The following is a 24,902-nucleotide window of genomic DNA, read 5'->3' on the forward strand; positions in this document are numbered from 1 at the left end:
CCCTTATGTTATGTTATCAACAAACCAATCCTTCAACCTTCCTACCTGGCAGTTGAAGCGTTTCACTAACGATTGATAACCGGTACAAAAATCTCGTAGCTAGACGGCTGTGGATTTGGTGGCGCGGTAATCGTAATCGTGCGAATAATCCCATTCGGCGGTGAGACATTTTCACCACGATTATTACTGCGTCCTTGTGCATCTTCACCCGCCATAGTGTTGTAGTCAACTACGATACCGATATCATACGTCCCCGGTTCACCGAATATCTCATTCCAATTAACCTCGCCACCACCCTGCGACTTTATCCACTGGTCCGGCGCAATGGAGTATGTTGCCCCCGGTTCCATCACGTGTTTCGGCACCTGGGCACTGACGGTCGCGCAGGAAGGTGTAGCACTGGCCCCAGCATTCGGATCTGGCGCCGGTACGGCCGTTAGCGCTGGCGTGCCAGGATTGGTGCGACGTGCAATGCAGAGATCGACGAAGAAACTACCTCCACCACTCGCCGCAACGACACTGCGCGTTGCTGAAAGACTATTGTTACGCAAATTGCGCAACCTGAGCACAATGTTGGCAAATCCCCCACTGTTTGTTTGCACATCAAACTCGTCGATCAGAATATCGGGTTTGGCAGCAACTACCTTCTCGACCGCAAAGTAGCGCAAACGTGGCGTAAAGGTAGGTAGTCCAGGGTCCTGTAAGAATTGCGCCCGATACTGCATACAGGTTGCTTTGATCTCTTCATCAGGGAAAGCATTGATCAAGCGTACCTCGTTTTCACCATTCATTGAACGCAGAGGCGATGACGTATCACCATCAAGATCACGCCAGCGCGAGGGATTTGTTGATGACGTGGACGGATCAAAGTCACTCTCACGGCAGGTACCGCTGGTCACCACTGCCCGGAATTGTATCCGAATGTCAGCATCAGGGTTTTGTGTTGGCCGATTCAAGTCCGTAGCCCACTTGATCGCCAGCAATCGCGAGGTTTCGCCACTAGTCAGCACCGGAAACGGCTTCGAGTAGTACCAGCCTTCTGAGACGCGAGTTGTGCCGGTTGTCTCATTTGCACCGCCAACACCACCAACGAAAATAGTATCGGTCGGCTGGTTGTTTTGATTTGACCCACCAATAACATACATCCATGCCGCATTGGCCTGTGTCGTGCCATTGGAAGGAGGAACCGCTGGCACCAGCGCAACTGCCGCATTAAGCCGCCTATTTGGTAATGGTAGGACAAAGTCGCTGGTTTCATTGGTCCCAACGAAATAGTTGCCACTCGCAGTCAAATCCTCAAGCAAGAACTGGTCATTATAAATAGCGACCGGAATCGTGGCAGTAGCTCCAGAAGCACCTGGCGTACCGGTCGCAGTTGAGCCGGTAACATAGTAGAGCCGATTGTTAAAGCTGATACCAGTCACTCCTTGCCGGCCCTGAATATTGATCGGTTGCGTACCACCACCGCTCGTGCGAGCAACCTGATTGGTCCAGATTAGCGTGCCGTTGGTCGGGTTCACGTCGGCGCGGCGTACTGACGTGTTGAGTGTATTACATTCAATATCAGTACACCCTCCTAGCAAGAAGATAGCATCTTTCTGTACCGGCGTCCCACCTTCGATGCGGGTAGTACTGGCAGCAATTGCCGTGCCAGAGTGGATTGCAAACGGAAGGTCAGCGAGCCTAGCCCATACGGTCGCCGCGCTAGCGTTGGTCGGATGGACGAGATTGCCGTTACTATCAACTTTTGTATAGAAGACGTGTGGATATATATCCTCCTGCAAAAATTGACTCGGGGCAATACTAAGGCCACCGATAGCATAGATGTAATCAGTACCATTGCTGGTGCGTACATGCACAACCTGTACGTTCTGAATGCCGCGCAGATCGGGTGAATCGGGATTAGTAATGATATTTCCGTTAATATCCAGCGTTGGGAAGCGCCAGTTATCGGGTGCGCTCCAGCCACCAGCCACGATATCTCCATTCGCGTCAACGGTGGCCCGCTGCACGATGTTGGTGGAGAAATCGTAGGTTGCGCAATCCTGATCGTACATACTTCCGCCGATAACAAAGATATACCCCAAGTTGGAGCCGGTCGTCGCTGGAACGGCTACCGCTCCGGCCCGTGAACGTCCGGCCAGGGGTATATTGCATTCAGGGCCTGGATCGACGGCTGGAATTGTAAATGCAGTGAAGGCATCATTACCTGGTGGAACTGGATCGCGAGTTTCCAGACTCCCAGTCTCTTGATTAACTACCCCACGGTAAATGTACGAAGAACGGTTTTCTTCTCCTGGATTCGGGCTGGTTGCGCCGCCAATCACAAACAAATATCTGCCAAGGCTCACCACCGGCGCATCGCTTAGCGGTTGAGGTAACTGCGCTGAAGCGATGAACCAATTGCTGCGATTAAGCGCACCGGCTGGCGCCAATTCAACCGCGCCAACCACATCAGGACTGCTGGGTGATGAGGGCGAGGCGGCGACCACCGTTCGCTGAAACACACCGCTGGCAAAATCGGCTTGCGAGTTGTCAATAATTTCGAGAACACCGGTTTCGTCATCAAGAGCACGAGCCACTGGCGGTAGTGAAACAAGGAGCCATGCCATACCGGTCGCCACTATGATGAATAGCGTCAGCGATCGCTGAAATTGCCGAGACATACTCATTATGATCCTCCCTGGGAGCTGTGTATCGTGAGGTTGAACCGGCTAAGACCAGGTTAGCTGAGTTCGCGGCCTCCGGCTCACACATACATTACGCCAGGTGTAAAAGCCTGGATGCTTGCAACCATTCAGGTATGATGGGTTCGACAACACCAATCCTACGATTAACAGAGTGATGCCGCAGAGACAAAGTATCTGTCTCTGCGGCATACCACGTTGGCACCTAGTTCACGCTACAGACGTTTCCATCGAGGCGCAGGCGTAGATTCTGCTCAATAGTTGAGATGAAACCCACTCCCTGACTACTTGGCTCAAGCACAACGACCATATCAGACTGGCTCGAGCTACCATTGAAGAGCCGACTGTACATACGCGGCAAAGCCGTGGGTGGATCGAGCGGATGGCGGTAGAAGAGGTAGGCTTGCAAACGGTAAGTTCCTCGCGGGATTGACTCGAAGGTATACCGCACGCGCCCGTCAGTACCGGCCACAATCGGCGCTCGGTACACGCTCCCGGTTGAGAAGTTTTCCAGAATGACCTCGCCGACGTTCGGATATCTTAGACCATTGATCGACTGGAAATGATTACCCGGAATAGTTCCACGCCACTCGCCGTCACTGCCGCTAATGCATGGCCCCCTTTCAAGTTGTTCATTGATCGCCAGCATCATACGATCAACGTTTGTCAATCCACTTGAGTCGCGTTCGAGCGTCGATGCCATGTAGAAGTGGCGTGGCGTTGAAGCAACCCCATCCTGCAAGCCAACGGTAGGCACAACCGAAATAGCCAGCACGTAAAAATCGGTCTGAACTGACTGATTCGACTTGAGTTTCATCGCTTCCTGTACCATTTGGGTAACAGGTCGATCCATGCCATTATACTTCCCACCTACTTCAGTGGTCTGACATGGCGCATCGTCGGTCACGCCAGAATGTCGGCATACATGGCCTACTGGATAGGTATTCATGTTGCTTTGACCGCCATTCAGAGTACTATTCCTGGTATTAAGGAAAATGTTAGCCAGACCATCGGTCACCAGGATAACTGCCCTTCGGTACGTCCACTGCCGACCAAGCTGACTGGTGGTAGATGGTGCACGACTGAGCACTTCATTAGCTCGGTATATAGCACCAGCTAGATTGGTTCCGCCCTGCGCCAGGTATGGTTGTCCGTTCACTGCTCCTGCATCGAGAACAGCTCTATCTAGCGCACTCGGATCTGAGCTAAATCCACCTAACATAATTCGGTCTGACGGCACGTTATGATTGAACCAGATAATAGCCATCTGGTCGATTGGACGATTAGGATCATACCCCGGATTTCCAGGCATGTTGGTCTGCTTAATGAGGAGACGTACTGCCTCTTTTGCTACGTAGATGCGCCGTTCTTGTACCGGAGTCCATGCAAAGGATGGTGAACCATCGCAACTGGGATCGTCCGGTATTGGCCAGCCGGGCGGGCCGGTGATGCACTGACGAGTCTGCCCATTTACCTTCCCGCGACCGTAGAAATCCATGCTCATCGAGCCGGTTGCGTCAAGAATAACCACGTACTGAATTGGTGGCTGGTCGTTTACATTTACCTGATACTCGGGCCATAGCTCAACACTACCGGTCAAACGGACGACACTCGTGTCTTCAGGTGGTGGCGGCGTAGCCGAACATGCCGTCCCCTGGCGATTCGGCGTGCCGAGGAAGATGAAATCCATGTAGGGGCGATTGCGCTCACGACCGTATTCGGTTAAGACAAACAGACCAAATCGAACGACGCGGTAGACTGCATTCGACCCTTGACCGGCGGCGACATCGTAAATTGGTAGCACCATTCTTGTCTGGTTGCTGATATGGGCATCCAGGGCAGCGCGCCGATCATTACTTGCAGTGAAACCTGAACTGCCGTACACCCAATCACCGACGTTCAGCTCACCGGGACGCTCGGGGTAGTTTTCCGGTCGTGGAAGATTGATGTTCGGCCACGGTGCTTCCATGAAGCCCTTCGAGAGCGTACCGGTACCGGAAAGCGCCATCTCTAGCTCTTGGGCGCTATTAGCATTGGCGCCACTGGCACCCCGGCCATCAAGCCAGCGCAACCAGCCAAACTGGCCTGGTTGATTGTTGTCGGCCAGGTAGAGCCGCATTTTGGTATAGCCTCTAAAGGTACCGCTCGCCAACTCTGTCCAGTTGTTGTCAGGCCGACCATCACCATCTGCATCGCCGGGATAGCGGAATCTGTTACCATCGATATAGTAATTATTGATACCGATGGGGTACACACCATCAGTTGGCGGGCAGGTACCGGCGTAAGCGGTAGCTGCAATCGGCAACTGATTTTGATTAACGATCCGTGCAAAGAAGGTGTCAACGTTGCCGCTCAGATTAACCTGAATGTAGGCAACGTTATCCGGTGCGACAGTACCATCACGGGTGATACGGGCGCCACCCTCGATCGGTTCACCGCGTGCGTTCAAATAGAAGGCTTCCAGGCGAATATTTGGATTGTTATCTACCTCAATTCCATTGGAACGCAGTGAGTTGACGATTGAGTCGTAGATAACCGTGTTCGTGGTTCCCGCAGGTCGGCGGATGTAAGTGTTCATCGCTGCAAGTGAAGCTGCATTGGCCGCAGCAACAGCGCGACGCTCTTCGGCAAAGGTACGCCCTACATCGACCGAAAGTGCCACCATTCCGATCAGGACGACGATCATAAGGGCCAGCAATGGAATACTCTGCCCCCGTATTCGCCGTAATGAACGGTGTGTGCTCCATCCCTTTTTCATACATTTCCTCCATGTGCTGCATTGACGCTATAACGCACGGTGACATTCAACAAAACGTTATATCTTAGCCAACAAATTGACTGCGAATAGGCATTGTGTGCGTTACCCGCAAGATAATCTCTTGCCCAAAAGCTGGTGCAAATGGGAAGAAGAGACGGTAACGGTAACGAATAGTGACCCTGATCCAACAATTCTGACCCGCATTGCGCATATCAGTACGTGGGGTAGTTGTTGAACAGGTACCGCTTAAATTAGCCGGATTGGGTCCTTTGGGATTTTCAATAATAACAAACCCGTTAGGATTCGTTGGATTGCTAGCGTTGAAAACGGCTGATTGATTCGCGTCATCAATCCCGTCACCATTGAGATCAAGAAGGTTTGCTACACCTGTCGGACGGGTGCCACCAGCGGTGCGGATACGATTGAAGATTTCGCGATAGTTGAGACGTACTTCAGTGACCTGGCCGCTGCTGTTGGTAACTACTAGTGGGTAACTACCGTAAGTAGCCCCTTCTTGCGCGGCAGCCCGCAATGCCTGCATCGTGAAGAAGATGAGACCAAGATCAACCGCTGCCGAAAGTAAGAGAAAAATCACCGTTGCCGAGAGGGCAAATTCGACGATTGCCTGACCGGTTGTTTTGCGCCGTTGTTTCATAACATCACCCCCTCTCTACTTACGGTTGCCTGAAGTTCTGATTCCAGTCGTTAATATCACGAGCACAGGCTACTCCACGTGGGCGCGTTGGGTCAACGCCCAGGTTTTCAATGGACCGGCGCTGAACAACGCGCAGATTGAGAGTTCCATTTGGAAGACCGATCATATCAAAGAGTGGTGTAATACTGCGTACCGGGTAGTTGATTTCAATTTCAATTGGACCTCGATCACTAAGGTTTCGGGTTTGACTGCCATTTGGATAACGAATGGTGACATAATCTTCGATTCGTCGCCCTTCATTAGCAGTACCATCAAACAATACAATATCCGAGCGAATTGCTTCCATAATTCCGCGAGTGCAGGGATCGGCGGTAAAGCCAGGATAGTTAGCCGGTGGATTATTCCGTAAGTCCAGCCAGGTCTGATAGGGCGGGAGCTGGGCTGCTGCCTCGGCGCCGTTACGTGCCGCTTGCGATACCATTGAGTAAGCAAAGATTAGATAGCCAAACTCAATGATACCAAAGAGCACCATCAACATCACCGGCAGCAAGAGTGCCATTTCGACAATCGATTGTCCAGATTTGGTCTCCATCGCACACACTCCTGCAAAAGCTTTTGCTCTGCTTATCAGTATATGGCAATCGGCAGAACGGCAAAATAGTCCGAAGGTACCGGATTTCAGATGCGTTTGCATATCTCTTAGTAATTCGGGTTGTGCTCTACCACACACCAATGGATCGGAACGCCATCGTTGGGATAATCGTATCACCCACACCAACGATATGGACGTCAATGGCATTGATGGTACGGACGGTCAATCGTATGAACGATACGGATGGTCAATGGCATTTGATGATATGAACGGCCAACCGCATGGACGAGATGGCCGGTCAACCGTATGAACGATGCGGATGGTCAATGGACGGACAAACGGTAGGGGCGAAAAAAATTTTTTCGCCCCTACCGTCCATCGCGGCCCCGCCCGCATCGTCCATCAAAGCCCCGCCCGCACTGCCGGTCACGGCACCGTAGGGACACGGCGGCACCATACCCTTACTAATCGTGGCCACCAATGTACTGCACGATCATACGTTGCCAGTACGGCCAATCATGACACCATCCATCCCATATCCGCAGGGCATTGCCAATGCCTTTGCCCCACAATTGGCTCGACAGCAGCTCATTAGACCAGGCAGCAGGGTCTTCACGGCCGATTGCCAGGATAATGTCAGTCTCGCGCAACCGATCAATTGTCCATTGGTCGCTCAAGTTGGGCACAAAATCCACCGGATTGTGAAAATAGACTCCCTGAGTATAGTGGGTGAAAAAGCGCTTCAGATCGTATAACCCTGATAGACCGATCACCCGCCGTACCAACCCTGGATGGCGTAAGGTAAAGATGACTGCCTCGCTGGCGCCGAACGAACAGCCGGTTGCAATCAGAAATGGGTTAGGATTGAGATGGCGAACCAGTGGTAAGACTTCGGTGATCAGGTAGTGTTCGTATTGTTCTTCTCGCCACATACGGGCATCCGTATCGGCCGCGTAGTTATACCAGCTTTCGCTGTACACACTATCAACGCAGATCAATTGAATCCAGCCCTGATCTACATGATGGCTCAGCACTCCGACCATCCCACGGTCTTCGTACTCGTAGAAGCGCCCGTGTGAAGTGGGAAAGACCAAAACGGGGGCACCGGAATGACCGAAAATGAGGAGTTCCATCGTTCGATTGAGGGCAGGGCTGTGCCATGCGTGGTATTGGCGTTGCATAATTACACGGTATTCATTACAACATTGGCGATTGCAGTACGTAAAATGATAGCCTGCTGAAGTCGGCCTGTCAACCGAGGAGTATCTTTCGTTATGACCACACTTTCGACAACATCATCTCAAACATTATCCTGGCCTCATATAGCAATTCTGGTCTGGATGCGATGGCTGATCAGTCTGGTCTTTCGTCTGGTGTATCCCTTATTGACATTTCTTGCGACCAGTTTCGCGGTCAATCTAAGCACAGCCAGCTTACTCATCACCATTCAGGTGGGAGCATCATTGCTGAGTCCGCTGGGTGGTATGCTGAGCGACCGGTTTGGCGATCGGAGTACCATTTTCTGGAGTGGGGTACTGTTCGCAATCGGCACAGTTGTTTGTGCATGGAGTCAGCACTTTGAGTTGTTTCTATTCGGATACGGCATTATTGGGTTGGCGGTTGCCATTGCAATGCCGGCATTGCAAAGTTATGTGAGCGCACGTAGTCATTATACGCAGCGCGGACGTATGCTCGGTATTCTGGAATTGAGTTGGGCGTTGTCGGCTCTGATCGGCGTACCCTTGGTGACGTGGACGGCCGATCATTTCGGTCTGGCAACGGTCTTTTTTGCATTAGCTGTTGTTGGAGCAGTAAATGTTGCGCTTACAATGACGCTCCCGAATGACGAACAGATTCACGCGCCACACATTCGTTCCGCTTCTGAGCATCGTTTGTGGCTTCTGGTGCGTCAACCGGTGATCCTGTCTGCACTGGGGTTTATCTTTGTTCAGATGGCAGCGGTTGAACTGATCTTTGTGAGCTATGCCGGTTGGTTAAGCAGTACGTTTGGTGCAACAACAACCGAATTGGGGTTCGTCTTTGGCTTATTGGGAATCGTTGAGCTGGCCGGGTCTCTCATGGCAACCCTCTTCACCGATCAGATAGGCAAACGACGAGCGGTGTTGGGTGGTTTTGCCCTGGTCGGTGTATGGTTACTGCTGTTACCACACAGCACATCCTGGTTCCTCTTTCTTACGCTCCTCCTAGCGTTTGATCTTTGCTTTGAGTTTGCGATTGTCTCTACCTTTCCGCTGGTCAGCGGCCTGAGCGCTCAGGGACGTGGGACGGTACTCGCCGCGATGACAGCCTCTATTGGAGGTGGCCGTATTCTAGGCTCGTTGATCGCGCCATGGCTGAGTATCACAATTGGCTATGGATTCAATAGTATATTGGCCGGAATCCTGGTGCTCGGTGCAGTCGGTTTTGGTATCATGACAATACGCGAAGGCCGTGCATAAGATCGGCAATGTAACCAAACGCACCGGCTTTGCATCTTGTTAGCAGCAACGGTAATTATCTTGATGGCGTGAAAGGAATGAAACAATGGCGCTCATGCAGGAAAAAGATCGCAAGGCGGTGCGGGAAGCATTTGCCGGCCTGAATCGACCGGTAGAGATCGTGCTCTTTACCTCGGCTGAGAGTGGGGAATATAGCGAGGTAACGCACGAGCTGTTACAAGAGGTTGTGGCCCTCAATCCGCTCTTGAGCCTGCGGGTATTCGATCTTGAACAGGATCAAGCATATGCTACCGAACTGGGTGTCGATAAAGCGCCCGGAATCGTCTTTCTCATCGGTGAAGAACGAAAGAATCACGGGTTGCGCTTTGCCGGGTTACCTAGTGGCTATGAATTTGCTTCCCTTATTGAGGCGATTCGCCTGGCCGGTGGGGCTGCTCAACCCGATCTCCAACCGGCAACGATGGCCTTGCTCGAGACAATTCAGGCCCCCATGCACCTCCAGGTCTTCGTCACTCCAACCTGCCCCTATTGTCCACGAGCAGTAGTTATGGCCTACCGGCTGGCATTGGCGAACCCATACATTTCTGCCGAAGGCATTGAAGTGACCGAGTTCCCCGAATTAGGAGATCGCTATGCAGTGATGGGGGTTCCAAAGACCGTGATCGACGATCTGGTACATATTGAAGGAGCGGTACCGGAAGGGATGATGGTCAGTAAGCTTCGTGAAGCCATCGCTGCTGCGGCTGCGTAGATTGGTAGCCGCCCAACAGGTACTTCACCGTAGACATGCTATACTACTTTCAGGAAGTGTCTGAACAACAGAGTCACCGGCGTTCTCCGCCGTTCCCTTCCCTCTCCCGTTCTACAACGTGGGAGAGGGAAGATGATCAACGCAAGAATCGTGCCGGTCAAGAACTGTTCAGCCGAACGTTCCCATCTGACAACTGTCTGCGATGGAGAAACTGCTGTGCCAGGCCCAATCATTGATCTTTCCCTGTATGACGATGAACAGGCACTTTTGGAAGGACTGCGTCGTGGCGATCCTGATGCCTGTACATGCTTTGTCAAACGGTTTGCCCCTTTCGTCTACGCACGCGCCCTCAATCTGCTAGGCGATGCCGATGAAGCCGAGAATGTCTTACAGACCACTTTTATGAAAGCATGTGCTGCTCTTTCTGAATTCAACGGTACCGGTAGTTTACGAAGTTGGCTTTATCGGATAGCCTCGAACGAAGGCTTGATGCTGTTGCGACAGAAACGACCACAGGTCGATCTTGATGACGTAGGCGACATCAATGTTGAGACAACGTCACCGCAGCCCGCGCAGCGCTGGAGTATCGATCCGGCACGGAGCGTGCTTGATGACGAATTACGGCAAGAAATTGCCCAGGCTATCGCTGCTTTACCTGATGCGTTGCGGGCGGTGATTGTATTGCGCGACATCGAACATTTGAGTACCGAGGAGACAGCAGCTCAGTTGGGGATTAGCCCTGGTGCAGTAAAGGTACGCCTGCATCGCGCCCGCCTACGCCTGCGTGAGCTGTTGGCTCGTTATGTCGAGCCGACTGAGGAGGGTCACGATGATACCGAATGATCATTATCATTGTGAAGATCTCATTGATCTCCTGAATGACTATCTTGATGGCGAATTGAGCCTTACTGAATGCAGCGAACTGGAAGCGCACCTGCGCGAATGTCCAGAGTGTCAATCGCTGCTCGCCTCGTTACGGCAGACGCTCTCTCTCCTTCATCAGTTTGAAGAAGCCCCTCCGTCACTCCCGCCTGGTTTGGAAGAACGACTAATTACCCGAATGCAGCGCCTTCTGGTAGAACGCCACTAGCGTCCATAGTGCGCCATCAAGAGCTGACGGAAAGCGTAGGCTACTGGTGAGAGTGGTCGGGTCGCCCGCCACAACAAACGTAGGGTGCGTCGTAGCGGCCGACCTTGAATCGGGATTGGATGTAACGCGCCTACTTCTTGCTCGGCTGTAATAGCGTAGAGGGGAAGAATTGTCAGACCGGTACCGATCATCACCATTCGCTTGATCGATTCGAGGTTATCAAGCTCGGCGATAATCCGCGGTGTCAATGATTGCTCGCGTAAAGCCTGATCTAGCCACACGCGCGTCTGGCTGCTCGCTTGGCGCATGATCATCGGCTGATCGGCCAGTTCGCTCAGATGTACTTCACTGCGTCCCCACCACGGATGCCGTCGTCCGACAACCACATACTGATCAAATTCACGGAGGGACTGTTGTTGCACATCCGTTATCGTATGATCAAGCTCGCCTTCGATAGCGCCCAGATCGAGGCCACCACTACGCAATTCGTTCACAATCGCAAATGTGGTACCGGTCTGGGCGCTCACTGCGAGGTTGGGATAGCGTTGTCTGAACATCTGCACCCATTCGGGTAGCAGGTAGGCGCTCACGCCAGGCGTCACACCAATCAGCAACTGACCATCACGTAGTCCGGCAACATTGGTAACGGCCAGTTCGGCTTCAGCCACCAGCCGAAAAATCCCCTCGCAATAGGCGAGTAATCGCTGACCAGCCGGAGTCAGCTCAACGCCACGGCGGCCACGCACGAACAGCTCTGTCCCCAGGCTATCTTCGAGCGCCCGAATGTGCTGACTTACCCCCGATTGAGTCATATGTAACTGCTCAGCAGCTTTGCTAAGACTTCCGGCAGCCACGACCCGCGTGAAGATATCGAGTTTGTAGAGATCGAGCATCGTTGCTCCTGTATGGATGCATCATTGGTATCGCAGCACGGGTTCATCCTTATTCTTCGCCAAACCCGCGCCAGGCTGTATCCAGATCGGTGTTCACCGATCAGCGAACACTGCTCCGACGCCCAAAAGTATTTATTACTGGATGCAATAGACGACATACTCCCAAGCTATAAGTTGTCACTTAGAGATAGTATAAGCATGTTTCGGCTTCTGGCAAGTGGCATTTCTGCGTACCATATAAGTACGAAAACTCCCAACACTCTCAATAAGCAGTTGGCGCCAATGCTGCGATGCACGAGGGAAGCTGCTGATTAGCGGAACAGATGAAGAAAGGGACGTAGAGCAATGTTGCTGAAGTATTTCTACGACGAGATGCTTGCCCAGGCTTCGTATCTGATCGGTTGTGCCAAAACTGGCGAAGCGATGGTTATCGATCCGATGCGAGACGTTGAGCCGTATTTGCGGGTCGCAGCCAAGGAAGGATTGCGCATCACTCACGTGACCGAGACCCACATTCACGCCGACTTCGTGAGCGGTGTTCGTGAACTGGCATCGCGTACCGGTGCACAAATGTACCTGAGTGACATGGGTGATGCCAACTGGAAGTATGCTTACCCCGAAATTGAGAAGGCAGTTCTGGTTAAAGATGGTGATACCTGGATGGTCGGGAACATTAAAGTGCAGGTAATTGCGACTCCAGGACACACGCCAGAGCATATCGCATTCATGATCACCGACACTGCCGCTGCCGATCAACCAATGGGTGTATTCACCGGTGATTTCCTGTTTGTGGGTGATGTAGGCCGACCTGACCTGCTGGAAGAGGCTGCTGGGATTGCCGGAACCAAAGAACCCGGTGCGCGCAAGCAATTTCAATCGGTACAGCGCTTTAAGGCATTGCCCGACTATTTGCAAGTCTGGCCGGCCCACGGCGCCGGTAGTGCCTGTGGCAAGGCTTTAGGCGCAATTCCGTCGAGTACGCTGGGGTACGAGAAGCGCTTTAATCCGGCGTTCCAGTTTGATGATGAAGATGCGTTTGTGCACTGGCTTCTGAAAGGCCAACCAGAACCACCACGCTACTTTGCCCGCATGAAGTATGTGAACAAGGTCGGACCGGCTCTGTTGCACGATCTGGCAACACCGGTTGAGATCGAACGTCCGCTGCTCGACCAGGCGCTGGCGGAAGGTGCGCTCGTTTTCGATCTGCGGAGTGCCGCCGAGTTTGTTGCCGGTCATATACCGGGGAGCATCAGTGTCCCGATTCGGAAGATGTACAGCACCTATGTTGGCTGGTTTGTCGATTTCACCAAGCCAACTTACCTCGTGGTACCGGATGATGCTGACATGGAGCAGATTCTGAAAGATCTGCGGGCAATTGGGGTTGATGATATTCCAGGGTATCTGCCAGCTTCAGCACTCGGTGATAACCTTGCGCAGTTGCCAACTGCTACCGTGAAAGACCTCAGTGCAGCATTAGCCGACCGTTCGGCAGTGATCCTCGATATGCGCAATCTGACCGAGTACGAGGAGATTCACCTGCCCGGTGCACTTCACATCCCGCTCGGTTATCTGCCACGCCACCTCGACGAGATTCCACGTGATACGCCAATCATTGCCCACTGTGCAACCGGGTATCGCTCGCAGGTTGGTACAAGCCTGCTGCGCCGATTTGGTTTTACCAATGTTGCAACCCTGGTTGATCCGCAGGGTACCTGGCGTGAATTAGCTTCGGCGGTTGCGGTATAGCTTCTGGGTTCCCTCACCCCACAGCAGAAGTGGCCGTGCCTGCTGTGGGGTGAATGGCATCGAATGAATGGTTTTTGCCCGACACCTGCCGGGCGCAACACGTAAGGAGAGCTATGACATACGCGCATACCAACAGTGGAACAACGAGCGAGGTGCATGCCCTTGAGGCCGGTCACGTTGCTGAACTTCTCGGTCAGTTGCTCGAACGAATGGATCGGATCGAACAGCACCTCGCGAAAGCTGATGCGCTGGCCAGTGAGGCGCCAGCGCTGCTGGCCATGGCAACCGATACGGTCGATGGATTGTATCGGGATGCGGCGAAGGCGGGTATCGACATCGACGAGCGATTGAAGGTTGGCTTGCATGCCCTTGAGCGCTTGACCGAGCCGGCGACTCTCCGCGCCCTGGCCGGACTGAGTGAGCAGTTGGTAACTCTCGAACAACTGGCTCGCCAGGCCCCCGGCTTTGCTGCAATGACCGTCGATATGATTGATGAACTGTACGCTGCGGCCAATCGACAAGGCATCGATATCGAGGGTACTGTTCGCCAGGGGTTGACTGCACTACGCAATCTCCTCATCTTGATGCAGTCAGAAGAGATGAAGGCATTGATGAGTTCGGGTGTGCTTGATCCGAAGACGCTTCAGGTGATGGGGGCGGCAGCTCATGCGCTGGTGAGCGCCCAACGTGAGCCACGGCGGGCCGGCCCAATGGCATTGTTGGGAGCACTCTTCAACCGTGATGTGCAACGTTCGCTTGGCTTTGCCCTCAATTTTGCCGAACGATTCGGGCAAAAACTGCCGGGCTAGGATGGTAACGTGCCGGAGAACAGGTTGTAAACAGGGAGTATCACGACTAGAGAGGAACACACTATGGCAAAGAGCCACTATCAGGTTGTCATTGCTGGCGGCGGTACGGGTGGTCTGACCGTTGCTGCCCAACTTATGGGTCAGCCAAATCCGCCGGAGGTTGCGCTGATCGAACCGTCAACTGTACACTACTATCAGCCCTTGTGGACGCTGGTTGGGGGCGGAGTCTTTCCTCGTGAGCAATCGGCACGCCCAGAAGCTGATTACATCCCACCAGGAGTCACGTGGTTGAAGGAGGCGGTAAAGGCATTTGACCCCGATAATAACAGTCTGACCTTGAGCAACGGTGAGACGATCACCTACGACTATCTGGTTGTGGCGCTGGGCATTCAGATTGACTGGCATAAGGTGAAGGGACTGCCAGAAACGTTGGGTAAGAATGGGGTCTGCTCGAATTACTCGTATGACACGGTGGAGTATACTTGGCAGAACATTCGCACCTTCCGGGGCGGAAATGCTGTCTTCACCCATCCAAGCACGCCGATCAAGTGTGGTGGTGCGCCGCAGAAGATTGTCTATCTGGCCGACGATTATTTCCGCCGCTCCGGGGTACGACAGCAGAGCCAGCTCAATTTCTATCACGCAGGTGCGGCTATCTTTGCCGTGAAGAAGTATGCTGATGCGTTGAATCGTGTGGTCGCACGCAAGGGGATTAACGTTCATTTCCAGCACGATTTGATCGAGGTACGCGGTGAGGCGCGTGAGGCCGTCTTCCTCAATCTGGCTACCCGCGAGACGGTGACGGTTCACTTCGATATGTTGCATGTATCACCGCCAATGAGTGCGCCCGACGTGATCAAGAGCAGCACGCTGGCTAATACCGGCGGTTGGGTCGATGTCGATCAATATACCCTTCAGCATAAACGCTATCCCAACGTATTTAGTCTCGGTGATTGCTCGAGCTTGCCCACCTCGAAAACGGGAGCTGCCATTCGTAAGCAGGCGCCGGTGCTGGTAGCAAACCTGATGGCGGCAATGGCTAAAGAGACGTTACCGGCCACTTACGATGGCTACACCTCTTGCCCATTGGTGACCGGCTACGGCAGCTTGATTCTGGCAGAGTTTGATTACACCAATCAACCCAAAGAGAGCTTTCCCTTCGATCAAGCGCAGGAGCGTTACAGCATGTATGCGCTCAAGGCCTACGGGTTACCGGCGATGTATTGGAATGGGATGCTTCGCGGTCGGATGTAACGCCCTCCCTCTTTATCGCCAGCGATAAACCAGGGACGACCAGTTGGTCGTCCCTGCATTTTTCCCATCTAGTATCGTTGATCGCTCACCGAAATTCGCAAGAGCAACGCTACAATCAAAAAGTTAATGACAATTGATGAGCCACCATACGAGATAAACGGCAGTGTGATGCCCGTCAGGGGAATGAGGCGTAGATTACCGCCTAGAATAATGAGCGTCTGCACAGCAATGATTGAGGTCAGGCCGATCACCAGGAGTTGTTCAAAGCCGCGAAAACGACCGGGTATTGCCAGCGCCAGATGGTAACCTCGAAAGATGAGTAACATATAAGCGATGAGTACCGCTAAGGTTCCGGCCAGGCCCATCTCTTCACCAATAGCGACGAAGATAAAATCGGTGTGCACCGCCGGAACGTACTCTGGTACACCTCTCCCCAATCCTGCCCCAAAGACGCCGCCTGAAGCGAGAGCGTAGATAGCCTGAACGATCTGGTACCCTGAACCCTGAGCGGTAGCCCATGGATCGAGCCAAACCGATACGCGCAGGCCAACAATTGGTAAGAGACGGTAGAGTATATAGGCGCCACCGGCAAAGGCAGTGACACCTGCAATAACATAGAGACTACGCCTGGTGGCAGCGTAGAGCATAATTAAGAAAACCCCGAAGAGTAACAGTGCCGCACCCAGATCGCGTTGAAAGACGATTGTCATCATTGCAATGCCCCACATCCCTATCAGTGGCACAAGGTAGGGGAGAGGGGGTAATGTAAAAGGGCCAAGTCGGTAACTTGATTGTACCGCCTCGCGATATTCGTTGAGGTAGGAAGCCATAAAGATAACCAGAATAATTTTGAGCAATTCTGAGGGCTGAAAGTAGAAGAATCCCAGGTTGAACCAGACCCGTACCCCACTGGCGTTTGGATCAACGCCGAAAATAAATGTTGCCAGGATAAGGATCATACCGAGGGCCAACCACATGTAGCGATAGTGATCGAGCACATCGATAAATGAATGGCGAAACCAGCGGATGCAAATCTGGTCGAGAGGAGTAAAGAGGACGGTGGCCATAATCAGCGTACCGAGCGTAACCCACAAGGTCTGTCTGGCCGCAATGCCTTCATAACACGGAAAACGCTCACCAGCAGCATTGCTGCAAAACACGATCTGGTTCAAACCTGGCTCAAGGCGGGCGGTCATCATAAGGCTCAGGCCGGCAAGGAGCGCAACCAGTGGTAAGATTAGCTGATCGGCAGTTGGGCTACGGAGCGAAAGACCCAGAGAAATAGCAAGAAAGAGCACGAGTGGTAGGCTTGATGGCCAGAGAATGTGCAGCAGGCCCTGGAAGGTGGTCTGGAGTTCACTCTGCCCAGTCGCTACCACAACGAGGAGATAGCCCGCGGCAAAGAAAAGGAGCACCGTGATCAGAAGCTGCAATTCTACCAGACGCAGACGCCGAAGCTGACCAAAGGCGTCACGTAATGTTGTCATGGCGTATTCCTCTGTGCGCGTAAGGGCAACGCATACATCGCCCTTCCTCAAGTGCCTGTGCATACTCGGCATGTACAAGCATGTGAACAGGCGTCAAATCGGCCAATTCGGCTCACGTTCGCAGTGATAACCGGCCCGCTCAAGCGATTGAATGACCATCTGAGCATGTTCTTCGTCACGCACTTCCAGAATTAACTCTACACCGGCCCGGTCAATCGGCACACGCCACATGCCTCGTCGGTGGAATAAATCCATAACGCTGGCACCGGTAGACGCAACATGATTGACCAGCCCGGCCAACCCTCCCGGACGATCATCAACACTGGTGCGCAACAAGAGATAACGCCCCTGACGCACCAGCGCATATTCGATAACGCGCATCAGCAAATTGGCATCAATATTGCCACCACAGAGGATCGTGGCCGTTACCTGCTGTGGTTTGACCGGTACTTTGCCGCTCAGGAGAGCAGCAACACCAGCAGCACCAGCGCCTTCAACGACCAGCCGACTGTACTGCAAGACGTGGGCAATAGCCATAACGATCTCGTCATCATCAACCGTCACCACCTCATCGACCAATGCCTGGATCATTGGCAAGGTCAGATCGCCAGGACGCTTGACCGCAATTCCATCAGCGATAGTACGAGCGGTTGGTGCGGTAACCGGATGACCAGCAGCGAGCGAGGCCGGTACCGGTGCACAACCAGCCGCCTGAACACCTACGATCCGCACGTGGGGCAGGAGAGTCTTAACTGCCAGGGCAATTCCGCTGATCAAGCCTCCGCCACCGATCGGAACAACCAGTTGCTGGAGATCAGGCAATGCCTCTACCAGCTCCAGCCCAATCGTCCCCTGACCAGCGATCACGCGTGGGTGATCAAAGGCGTGTACGTAGGTCAACCCGCGCTCTTCTTTGAGGGCGTGGGCATAAGTAACTGCATCATCGAAAGTTGCGCCGTACAAAATCACTTCAGCGCCCAAACGTCGGGTTGCTACAACCTTAGTCAGTGGCGCCCGTTCGGGCATCACGATGGTTGCTTTGACACCCAACAATTGCGCTGCCTGCGCCACACCCTGCGCGTGGTTTCCAGCAGATGGCGCAACCACCCCTCGTTGCTTTTCTTCAGGTGAAAGGTGAACAATCGTGTTATATGCACCGCGAATCTTAAACGATCCACTCTGCTGGGTATTTTCTGCCTTGTAAAAGATCGGCCCGCCTAGCTCAGCGCTCAGACGGGTCGCTGGGAGCACCGGCGTTGGGAGAATAATGTCACGCAGTGCCCGCCGTGCCGACTGAATATCAGCCAGTTCAATTGCAAATCGACTCATGGAACGTCATTGCTCCCCAGACTTATGGCCAACGTTGGCCTAATCTTCACCAGCGATAAGTTCTTGGGCATTGGCGGCGCGTGCAGCGAGAATCCGAAAGCGCATTGCCGTTTCACGGTCGCGGGCGTGCTCGGCAGCCCGCATCAACACCCCAATTGCCAGTTGCAGGCGCCGCAACTCTTCGCGATCACCGGCCAGTTGTAAACGGGCAATTTCGTGTTCGCAATATTGGGCAATTTGTTCGACGGTTACCATGCTCGTCCTCCTTCGGCACGCCCGGCAAAACCCGTGTATTCTCAGATATTGTACCATTCTTGCTCTACAATGAAACAACATGATCGTGATGAAAGGAGATAGTAGCGATGGCAATGAGTATTGCAGAACTGACCGATGCAATCAACCGATTTGTGACCGACAAGGGGTGGTACGCGCCTGACAGTATCTTCCCGCAAACACCGCGTAATATCGCGATTTCGGTTGCGGTGGAAGCAGCAGAGATACTCGAACATTTTCAGTTTCACGAAGAGCCGCGTGATCGCGAGGCGCTGGCCGGTGAATTGGCCGATGTCGCCAATTATCTCTTCCAGTTGGCGTATCTGTTAGGGATTGACCTTGAGCAGGCGATCCTGAACAAACTCACCGAGAATTATGGTCGAACATGGGAAGGGTAATCTGTTCTTCGCGTCACATTTCACAAGCATGTAACTACAGCGTAACGCAAGGTGTTATACTGCTCACTATCAGTAGATTTTTGACCACGTTTGTCATGTTCAGTGGAGAAACTGGAGAACGCACATGGATCGTGCCGCACAAATCAAACAGATTGCCGACAGTTGGAATACGCCGCGCTTTGCCGGTATCGTGCGTCCGTACACACCCGAGGATGTCTATCGCTTGCGTGGTTCGGTGCAGATTGAGTACACGCTGGCCCGGATGGGGGCTGAGCGATTGTGGAATCTGTTGCATACCGAGCCATACATCAATGCGCTTGGCGCATTAACCGGTAATCAGGCAATGCAGCAGGTCAAAGCTGGCTTGAAAGCAATTTATCTGAGCGGCTGGCAGGTAGCGGCTGACGCCAACCTGGCTGGACAGATGTATCCAGATCAGAGCCTCTATCCGGCCAACTCCGGGCCGCAGTTGGTACGCAATATCAACAATGCGCTCCGCCGGGCCGATCAGATTTATCACAGTGAAGGACGCAATGATATTTACTGGTTTGCGCCGATTGTTGCCGATGCCGAAGCAGGCTTTGGTGGCCCACTGAATGTCTTCGAGATTATGAAGGCGTACATCGAAGCCGGTGCAGCAGGGGTACACTTTGAAGATCAGCTCGCCTCAGAGAAGAAATGCGGTCACATGGGTGGTAAGGTCTTGATCCCAACCCAGTCCGCGATTCGTAATCTGGTCGCGGCGCGTCTGGCAGCCGACGTTATGGGAGTGCCGACTATTATTATCGCCCGCACCGATGCCAATGCGGCGACACTGCTGACCAGTGATATTGATGAACGCGACCGACCCTTCTGCACCGGTGAACGAACCAGTGAGGGTTTCTACCGGGTACGAGCCGGGCTAGATCAGGCCATTGCCCGTGGCCTGGCGTATGCGCCCTACGCCGATATGATCTGGTGTGAGACAAGTGAACCCAATCTTGAAGAGGCTCGTCGCTTTGCCGAGGCGATTCATGCCCAATTCCCCGGTAAGCTGCTGGCCTACAACTGTTCGCCCTCGTTCAACTGGAAGAAGAAGCTCGACGATGCCACCATTGCTGCATTCCAGCGCGAATTGGGCGCGATGGGGTATAAGTTCCAGTTTGTGACGCTGGCCGGTTTCCACACATTGAACTACAGCATGTTTGAACTGGCACGTAATTATCGTGATCGGGGAATGGCTGCCTACAGCGAGTTACAGCAGGCTGAATTTGCCGCAGAAGCCTACGGCTATACGGCGACGCGCCACCAACGCGAAGTTGGGACCGGTTACTTCGATGAAGTGGCTCAGGTGATTGCTGGTGGTGAGATCAGCACCACGGCACTGACCGGAAGTACCGAAGAGGAGCAATTCCATTAAAGCACGCCTGGCCATTTCTTCCCCCTTCCTCTCTCAACATGGGAGAGGAAGGGGAAAACGTTACAGAGGCTGCATCATCACGTGGTAATGAGCGTGAGCACATGTCAACCTATCATCGTACCTGAACCTACGCAACACCGACTGCGCAAACATCTTTCACCATCCACACACAAAACGATGGTGTAACCAACCAGCGAGCGTCGTCGCGTGCGTAGCGCGCATCTCAACCGGCCACTTCTGTCCGGCGGGAATCTGACCTTTCAGCGCTTCGGCCAGAAATGCGCGCAACACCTGCCAGGCATCACCGGCTGCACCACCGGCGTTAATCGAATCGATACCACCAACAAAGGCATGCGGCTGATCGGGAAAAATCACAAAGCGAGTTGAAACCCCCGCCGCCCGTAAATTGCGCTCAAGCTGTTCTACTTCGCTCAGCGGAATAGAGGCATCGGCTCCGCCAAAGATACCGAGAACCGGCCCCCGAATCTGACGCAGTGCCGATGGCTCAACCGGTGCCATTCCGTAGAAGATACCGGTAGCAGCAACCGCCGGATTGTGTAACGTATAGAGCAGAGAAGTTCGTCCACCATAACAAAAACCGATGATCGCAATCCGGTCGGCTATCACATCAGCGCGTGCGATCAGCCAACTAAAGACAGCATCGAGATCGGCCTGTACCTGCTCTGGCGGGGTCGTAGAAACCTGATAGATTGCCCTTGGAATCCAGGTGGTGCTGGCACCACGAAAGGTATCAGGGGCAACGACCAGATAACCATCAGCGGCCAGCGCAGTAGCCTTTTCGATAATATCCGGGCGCAAACCCCACCACTCGTGAATCATGATGACTGCTGGATGGGGGCCGGGCGTAGTCGGTTCGACAACGAAGGCCCGTATCGGGCCAGCCGGTCCTGGTATCGTTGTATTGGTGAGCGCTTCTACCCGTCCCCTGCCAATCAAGGCATCGATCGGAATACTCAGCCCTAACCCCAGTATGCCAACCCCGATAACGATGACAATCCAACCTACTACTCGCTTCAGGAGTTGCACAACCTTCCTCCTCACATTGACAGGGAACAGACTATCGAGTATACTTTAGGACGAAATGACTCCGTAGCTCAACTGGATAGAGCGTCAGCCTCCGGAGCTGAAGGTTGGTGGTTCGAGCCCACTCGGAGTCGCCATTTTACCACCCGCTCTACCAGGAGCGGTTTTTTCATTGCTCGTATCTCCTGTTTCAACTCTGAATGTCACCCGCCGGATGAAATATCAGCAGAATTGCGGCAGAAGGTTTTTGCGCAGAGTATTCCACCTCTGCTCACTTATCGCTATAACGTCCCTGTCAAAATAACCTCAACCGCATCTGGCGTCGGATTAGTTACCGGCTCTACCGTGACCATAACTTCGGTGAAGGCATTCACCTCGCGAGGTGCGGTTATCACCAACGTCGCCAGCCCAGTTGCATCAACCTGAAACGAGCCGGCTGCAATTCGCTGGACTCCATCACTTAACCAGAAACGATACACGCGATCAGGTTCCAGCGCAGGCAAGCCACTGAATATCACGACCGCCTGTGTTTCACCGGGGTACATATACATCTCACCTCGCGCAGCAAGATCGCTACGGGTTGGACGCAACTCACGGGTTGCCACGCCAGGGGCGCTCACGAACGAAACGAGGAGCCGTTCCTGAGCGATCTGTTCGTTCAAACGCGCCAACTGCTGTTCGTAAGAAGCAAGTTGTGTTGTCAGTTGGGACTGGCGTTCCTCACCGGCGGTCACAGAGGCCTGGAGCTGTTCTATTGCTACCAGCAAGCGCCGATTCGTTTCGTTAGTCGCTATGACCTGCTGTTGTAACGTAAATGTGAACCATCCTAACAACACAATGATGACCGTCAGGCTCAACAACCATACCGACATTGACCTGCTGGCACGACGGGGGAGAGGTGCAGATTGTAACGGCTGACGAGCAGCCTGATCGGCGGCAATCCGCTCCATCAACGAGGCGCGCACATGGGCCGGAGGCGTTATCGGTGGTGCGGCATACGGCAGTAAGGCCACGACCTCGCGTAGCTGATCCAGTTCGGATCGTGCGGTAGGTGATCTGGCCAGCACCTGCTCTAAAGCTGCCAGATCGGTCGGATCGAGGCTTCCAAGCGCGGCTGCCGCAAGGAGCGATTGTTCTTGCTCTGTGTCGGAGTCGTGCATGCAACTACTCTTCTAGTGATCGTTTGCATCAATGCCGTAGTGAAGCAACGCCTGCTTTAGTTTCTGTAATCCCAGTCGGATACGTGTTTTAATGGTTCCTAACGGACTTTGCAAGTGATCAGCGATTTCACGCTGGGACAACCCCCCAAAATAGGCCAGTTCAATAACTTCACGCTGGTCTTGCGGCAGATCGGCTAATGCGCTGGTGATCAGCCGGCGCCGTTCAGCCTCAAGGGTCGATTGCTCAACGTTTTGCTGCTGATCGGTTAGCACTGACAGGATTTCTTCATCATCCCCGATGGCTACGGGACGTACCTGTCGCCGACGTAGCTCATCGATACACAGATTACGGGTAATCCCGAACATCCAGGGTAAGAAGGAACTGTTGCGCTGATAGGTAGCTGCTCGCTTCCAAATGCGCCAAAAGGTCTCTTGTACTACCTCTTCAGCCGGTTCAGCCGCCGCTAACATCCTGAGAGCCAACCCATATACAGCGCGTGCGTGGCGGTCGTAGAGTTGTGCAAGTGCTGCACTATCACCGGCAGCCACCAACTCCATTAACGCTTCGTCGCTCAGTCGCTTCAGATTAACCGAATTATCCGGTTGGGCCACAGCCAACCCTCTCGTAATAATACGCACATCACGATCCGTTGGATGCCTATCAATGCTGTGATGTGCGAAGATTCCCAATGACTATTATACACATATCTTCCGTAACATGACGACATTCGACAATCTGTTCTAACCTGTCCTATCACCCCCAGGGATGACGTAATAAGATAATGTCATTTTTGTATTCCGGCGAATGTCTGATATTGTTCCCCCATTCACACTCAATCTGTGGTACATTTATATTGAAATACATTTCACTTGACAGCCGCAGTGAATATGTTATAGTTCAGATTGTGGTGAATATCACAAGGCGAGAATATCTCGTCTTACCTCTGGCAAGATGCGCCACAATCGCCGGATCGTCGTCGCCTCCGGCGCCAGACCGGCTCGGCGATCCTAGGAAGGAACAGCCGCATGGCCGGCTACCAGCTACCGTTCAATCAGTCAGAGACACTCATCTCTCAGGTTCATACCGTACCGACATCGAGTCATCGCATTGCCGGTGACCTTGCGCCACAAATAGCCGGTGGACTGGCCGGTATCTTTCACCGAGCCGACATCCTGGCCGATCTCGGTGCTATCGAACAGCGGTTACTCGAATGTACTCATTCGCGTGTTGCAGTGATCAGTGCTGCTGGCGCCCACACTGTTCGTTCTGGCGGGAAACGGCTACGAGCAGCACTCGCCATCCTGGCTGCACGACTGGGGCAGTATCAGTTGGAACGGGTTATTCATCCTGCTGCGGCTGCCGAACTGATCCATGCTGCTTCGCTTGTGCACGACGACCTGGTCGATCGAGCTAATCGTCGCCGTGGGCAGATTACCGTTCACGCCCGTTGGGATAACGACGTAGCCTTGATGGTGGGTGACTACTTTTTCGCGCTGGCTGCGGCTGAAATGGCACGCGGTCCTGATCCACGTATTATTACCTTCTACGCTGAAGCTGTGCAAACCATTTGCGAAGGTGAACTCAGTCCGGTTACGGTTGCTGAACCGTTTGACCGTGCATTGCGCCAGTATCTCTACAAAACCGGCGCCAAAACCGCAGCACTGTTTGAGGCTTCCTGCAAGGCAGGGATGGTAGCCGGAGGTGGTAATGACGAGCAGATCGCGGCTCTAGGACGCTACGGCTACGATTTGGGCATGGCTTTCCAGATCATCGATGATGTTCTCGACTTTATCGGCGACGAACGCACTCTTGGGAAGCCAGCGGGGAATGACTTACGCCAGGGAACCATTACATTGCCACTCATCTATGCCACTGCTGCCTCCTCCAGTCAACGGTTGCGTGATGTATTAAACTACTCACCACCGCCAGACGCATTAGTAGCAGATGTCATCCAGGAGGTGATTGAAGTCGGTGGTGTGGCTGCTGCCCAGGCTGAAGCGGCGCGTTATATTGAGCAGGCAATCGCCCATCTCAACATCTTTCCCCCAGGACCGGCCCGCCAGGCGTTGATCGAGATTGCACATTTTGTGCTTGAACGGTCAGTATAGCCCTCACCT

22 protein-coding genes and 1 tRNA gene are annotated in these 24,902 nt (G+C 53.4%); 11 read left to right on the forward strand and 12 right to left on the reverse strand.

Annotated elements, in window-relative coordinates:
• Positions 1 to 65: 65 nt before the first annotated feature.
• The 5 genes from QTO31_RS10875 to QTO31_RS10895 form a co-directional block, all read right to left on the reverse strand.
• A complete protein-coding gene (locus tag QTO31_RS10875; RefSeq protein WP_301429094.1) occupies positions 66 to 2,666 on the reverse strand; it encodes a hypothetical protein in 2,601 nt (866 codons plus the stop codon).
• Between the two features lie 226 nt (positions 2,667 to 2,892).
• Positions 2,893 to 5,445 carry a pilus assembly protein TadG-related protein gene (locus QTO31_RS10880; RefSeq protein WP_301429095.1) on the reverse strand — a complete coding sequence of 851 codons (2,553 nt, stop codon included), beginning with the start codon at positions 5,443 to 5,445 and terminating at the stop codon, positions 2,893 to 2,895.
• A gap of 64 nt (positions 5,446 to 5,509) precedes the next feature.
• Positions 5,510 to 6,100, reverse strand: a complete 591-nt coding sequence (locus QTO31_RS10885; RefSeq protein WP_301429096.1) for a TadE/TadG family type IV pilus assembly protein — start codon at positions 6,098 to 6,100, stop codon at positions 5,510 to 5,512.
• A gap of 19 nt (positions 6,101 to 6,119) precedes the next feature.
• On the reverse strand, positions 6,120 to 6,692 hold the full coding sequence (locus QTO31_RS10890) for a TadE/TadG family type IV pilus assembly protein (RefSeq protein ID WP_031458302.1): 573 nt from the start codon (positions 6,690 to 6,692) through the stop codon (positions 6,120 to 6,122).
• A 464-nt stretch (positions 6,693 to 7,156) separates the two neighbouring features.
• Positions 7,157 to 7,873, reverse strand: coding sequence for an esterase family protein (locus QTO31_RS10895; protein ID WP_301429097.1), 717 nt, complete (start codon positions 7,871 to 7,873; stop codon positions 7,157 to 7,159).
• A 93-nt stretch (positions 7,874 to 7,966) separates the two neighbouring features.
• Between QTO31_RS10895 and QTO31_RS10900 the strand changes: the two genes are divergently transcribed.
• From QTO31_RS10900 to QTO31_RS10915, 4 genes are all read left to right on the forward strand, one after another.
• The gene (locus tag QTO31_RS10900) at positions 7,967 to 9,151 is read left to right on the forward strand and encodes an MFS transporter (protein ID WP_031458304.1); all 1,185 of its coding nucleotides are present in this window, start codon (positions 7,967 to 7,969) and stop codon (positions 9,149 to 9,151) included.
• Between the two features lie 85 nt (positions 9,152 to 9,236).
• Entirely contained in the window at positions 9,237 to 9,902 is a 666-nt protein-coding gene (gene pdo, locus QTO31_RS10905; RefSeq protein WP_301429098.1) for a protein disulfide oxidoreductase, read from the forward strand.
• Between the two features lie 132 nt (positions 9,903 to 10,034).
• Positions 10,035 to 10,745, forward strand: coding sequence for an RNA polymerase sigma factor (locus tag QTO31_RS10910; protein ID WP_301429099.1), 711 nt, complete (start codon positions 10,035 to 10,037; stop codon positions 10,743 to 10,745).
• Positions 10,732 to 10,992: an anti-sigma factor family protein gene (locus QTO31_RS10915; RefSeq protein WP_031458307.1), complete on the forward strand. Its 261-nt coding sequence runs from the start codon at positions 10,732 to 10,734 to the stop codon at positions 10,990 to 10,992. The genes QTO31_RS10910 and QTO31_RS10915 overlap by 14 nt, the downstream gene beginning before the upstream one ends.
• Here QTO31_RS10915 and QTO31_RS10920 read toward each other — a convergent pair.
• On the reverse strand, positions 10,989 to 11,885 hold the full coding sequence (locus QTO31_RS10920) for a LysR family transcriptional regulator (RefSeq protein ID WP_031458308.1): 897 nt from the start codon (positions 11,883 to 11,885) through the stop codon (positions 10,989 to 10,991). The genes QTO31_RS10915 and QTO31_RS10920 overlap by 4 nt on opposite strands.
• Positions 11,886 to 12,230: 345 nt before the next feature.
• Here QTO31_RS10920 and QTO31_RS10925 point away from each other — a divergent pair, with 345 nt between their 5' ends.
• The 3 genes from QTO31_RS10925 (at position 12,231) to QTO31_RS10935 (ending at position 15,694) form a co-directional block, all read left to right on the forward strand.
• Positions 12,231 to 13,631, forward strand: coding sequence for a rhodanese-like domain-containing protein (locus tag QTO31_RS10925; protein ID WP_301429100.1), 1,401 nt, complete (start codon positions 12,231 to 12,233; stop codon positions 13,629 to 13,631).
• A 113-nt stretch (positions 13,632 to 13,744) separates the two neighbouring features.
• On the forward strand, positions 13,745 to 14,440 hold the full coding sequence (locus QTO31_RS10930; protein WP_301429101.1) for a DUF1641 domain-containing protein: 696 nt from the start codon (positions 13,745 to 13,747) through the stop codon (positions 14,438 to 14,440).
• 63 nt (positions 14,441 to 14,503) lie between these two features.
• Positions 14,504 to 15,694 (forward strand): FAD/NAD(P)-binding oxidoreductase, encoded by a 1,191-nt coding sequence (locus tag QTO31_RS10935; RefSeq protein WP_301429102.1) that lies wholly within the window; start codon positions 14,504 to 14,506, stop codon positions 15,692 to 15,694.
• A gap of 68 nt (positions 15,695 to 15,762) precedes the next feature.
• Here the strand turns inward: QTO31_RS10935 and QTO31_RS10940 are convergent, their stop codons facing one another.
• The 3 genes from QTO31_RS10940 to QTO31_RS10950 form a co-directional block, all read right to left on the reverse strand.
• Positions 15,763 to 17,181 carry an FtsW/RodA/SpoVE family cell cycle protein gene (locus tag QTO31_RS10940; protein ID WP_301429103.1) on the reverse strand — a complete coding sequence of 473 codons (1,419 nt, stop codon included), beginning with the start codon at positions 17,179 to 17,181 and terminating at the stop codon, positions 15,763 to 15,765.
• Between the two features lie 93 nt (positions 17,182 to 17,274).
• Entirely contained in the window at positions 17,275 to 18,510 is a 1,236-nt protein-coding gene (ilvA, locus tag QTO31_RS10945; protein WP_301429104.1) for a threonine ammonia-lyase, read from the reverse strand.
• A 39-nt stretch (positions 18,511 to 18,549) separates the two neighbouring features.
• Positions 18,550 to 18,765, reverse strand: a complete 216-nt coding sequence (locus QTO31_RS10950; protein ID WP_028460189.1) for a hypothetical protein — start codon at positions 18,763 to 18,765, stop codon at positions 18,550 to 18,552.
• A gap of 107 nt (positions 18,766 to 18,872) precedes the next feature.
• Here QTO31_RS10950 and QTO31_RS10955 point away from each other — a divergent pair, with 107 nt between their 5' ends.
• A complete protein-coding gene (locus QTO31_RS10955) occupies positions 18,873 to 19,181 on the forward strand; it encodes a nucleotide pyrophosphohydrolase (RefSeq protein WP_031458315.1) in 309 nt (102 codons plus the stop codon).
• A gap of 124 nt (positions 19,182 to 19,305) precedes the next feature.
• A complete protein-coding gene (aceA, locus tag QTO31_RS10960) occupies positions 19,306 to 20,580 on the forward strand; it encodes an isocitrate lyase (protein WP_028460191.1) in 1,275 nt (424 codons plus the stop codon).
• Positions 20,581 to 20,736: 156 nt separating this feature from the next.
• On the opposite strand, the gene QTO31_RS10965 is transcribed toward aceA, so the two are convergent.
• A complete protein-coding gene (locus QTO31_RS10965) occupies positions 20,737 to 21,627 on the reverse strand; it encodes a dienelactone hydrolase family protein (protein ID WP_301429105.1) in 891 nt (296 codons plus the stop codon).
• Between the two features lie 57 nt (positions 21,628 to 21,684).
• Between QTO31_RS10965 and QTO31_RS10970 the strand changes: the two genes are divergently transcribed.
• Positions 21,685 to 21,761, forward strand: a tRNA-Arg gene (locus tag QTO31_RS10970).
• A 144-nt stretch (positions 21,762 to 21,905) separates the two neighbouring features.
• Here QTO31_RS10970 and QTO31_RS10975 read toward each other — a convergent pair.
• Complete coding sequence (locus QTO31_RS10975) at positions 21,906 to 22,784, reverse strand: anti-sigma factor (RefSeq protein ID WP_301429106.1); 879 nt, start codon at positions 22,782 to 22,784, stop codon at positions 21,906 to 21,908.
• Between the two features lie 12 nt (positions 22,785 to 22,796).
• A complete protein-coding gene (locus tag QTO31_RS10980) occupies positions 22,797 to 23,423 on the reverse strand; it encodes an RNA polymerase sigma factor (RefSeq protein ID WP_236631115.1) in 627 nt (208 codons plus the stop codon).
• Between the two features lie 387 nt (positions 23,424 to 23,810).
• Here QTO31_RS10980 and QTO31_RS10985 point away from each other — a divergent pair, with 387 nt between their 5' ends.
• Entirely contained in the window at positions 23,811 to 24,893 is a 1,083-nt protein-coding gene (locus tag QTO31_RS10985) for a polyprenyl synthetase family protein (RefSeq protein ID WP_031458319.1), read from the forward strand.
• Positions 24,894 to 24,902: the final 9 nt, after the last annotated feature.

Source organism: Chloroflexus sp. MS-CIW-1 (assembly GCF_030444705.1).
Lineage (GTDB): Bacteria > Chloroflexota > Chloroflexia > Chloroflexales > Chloroflexaceae > Chloroflexus.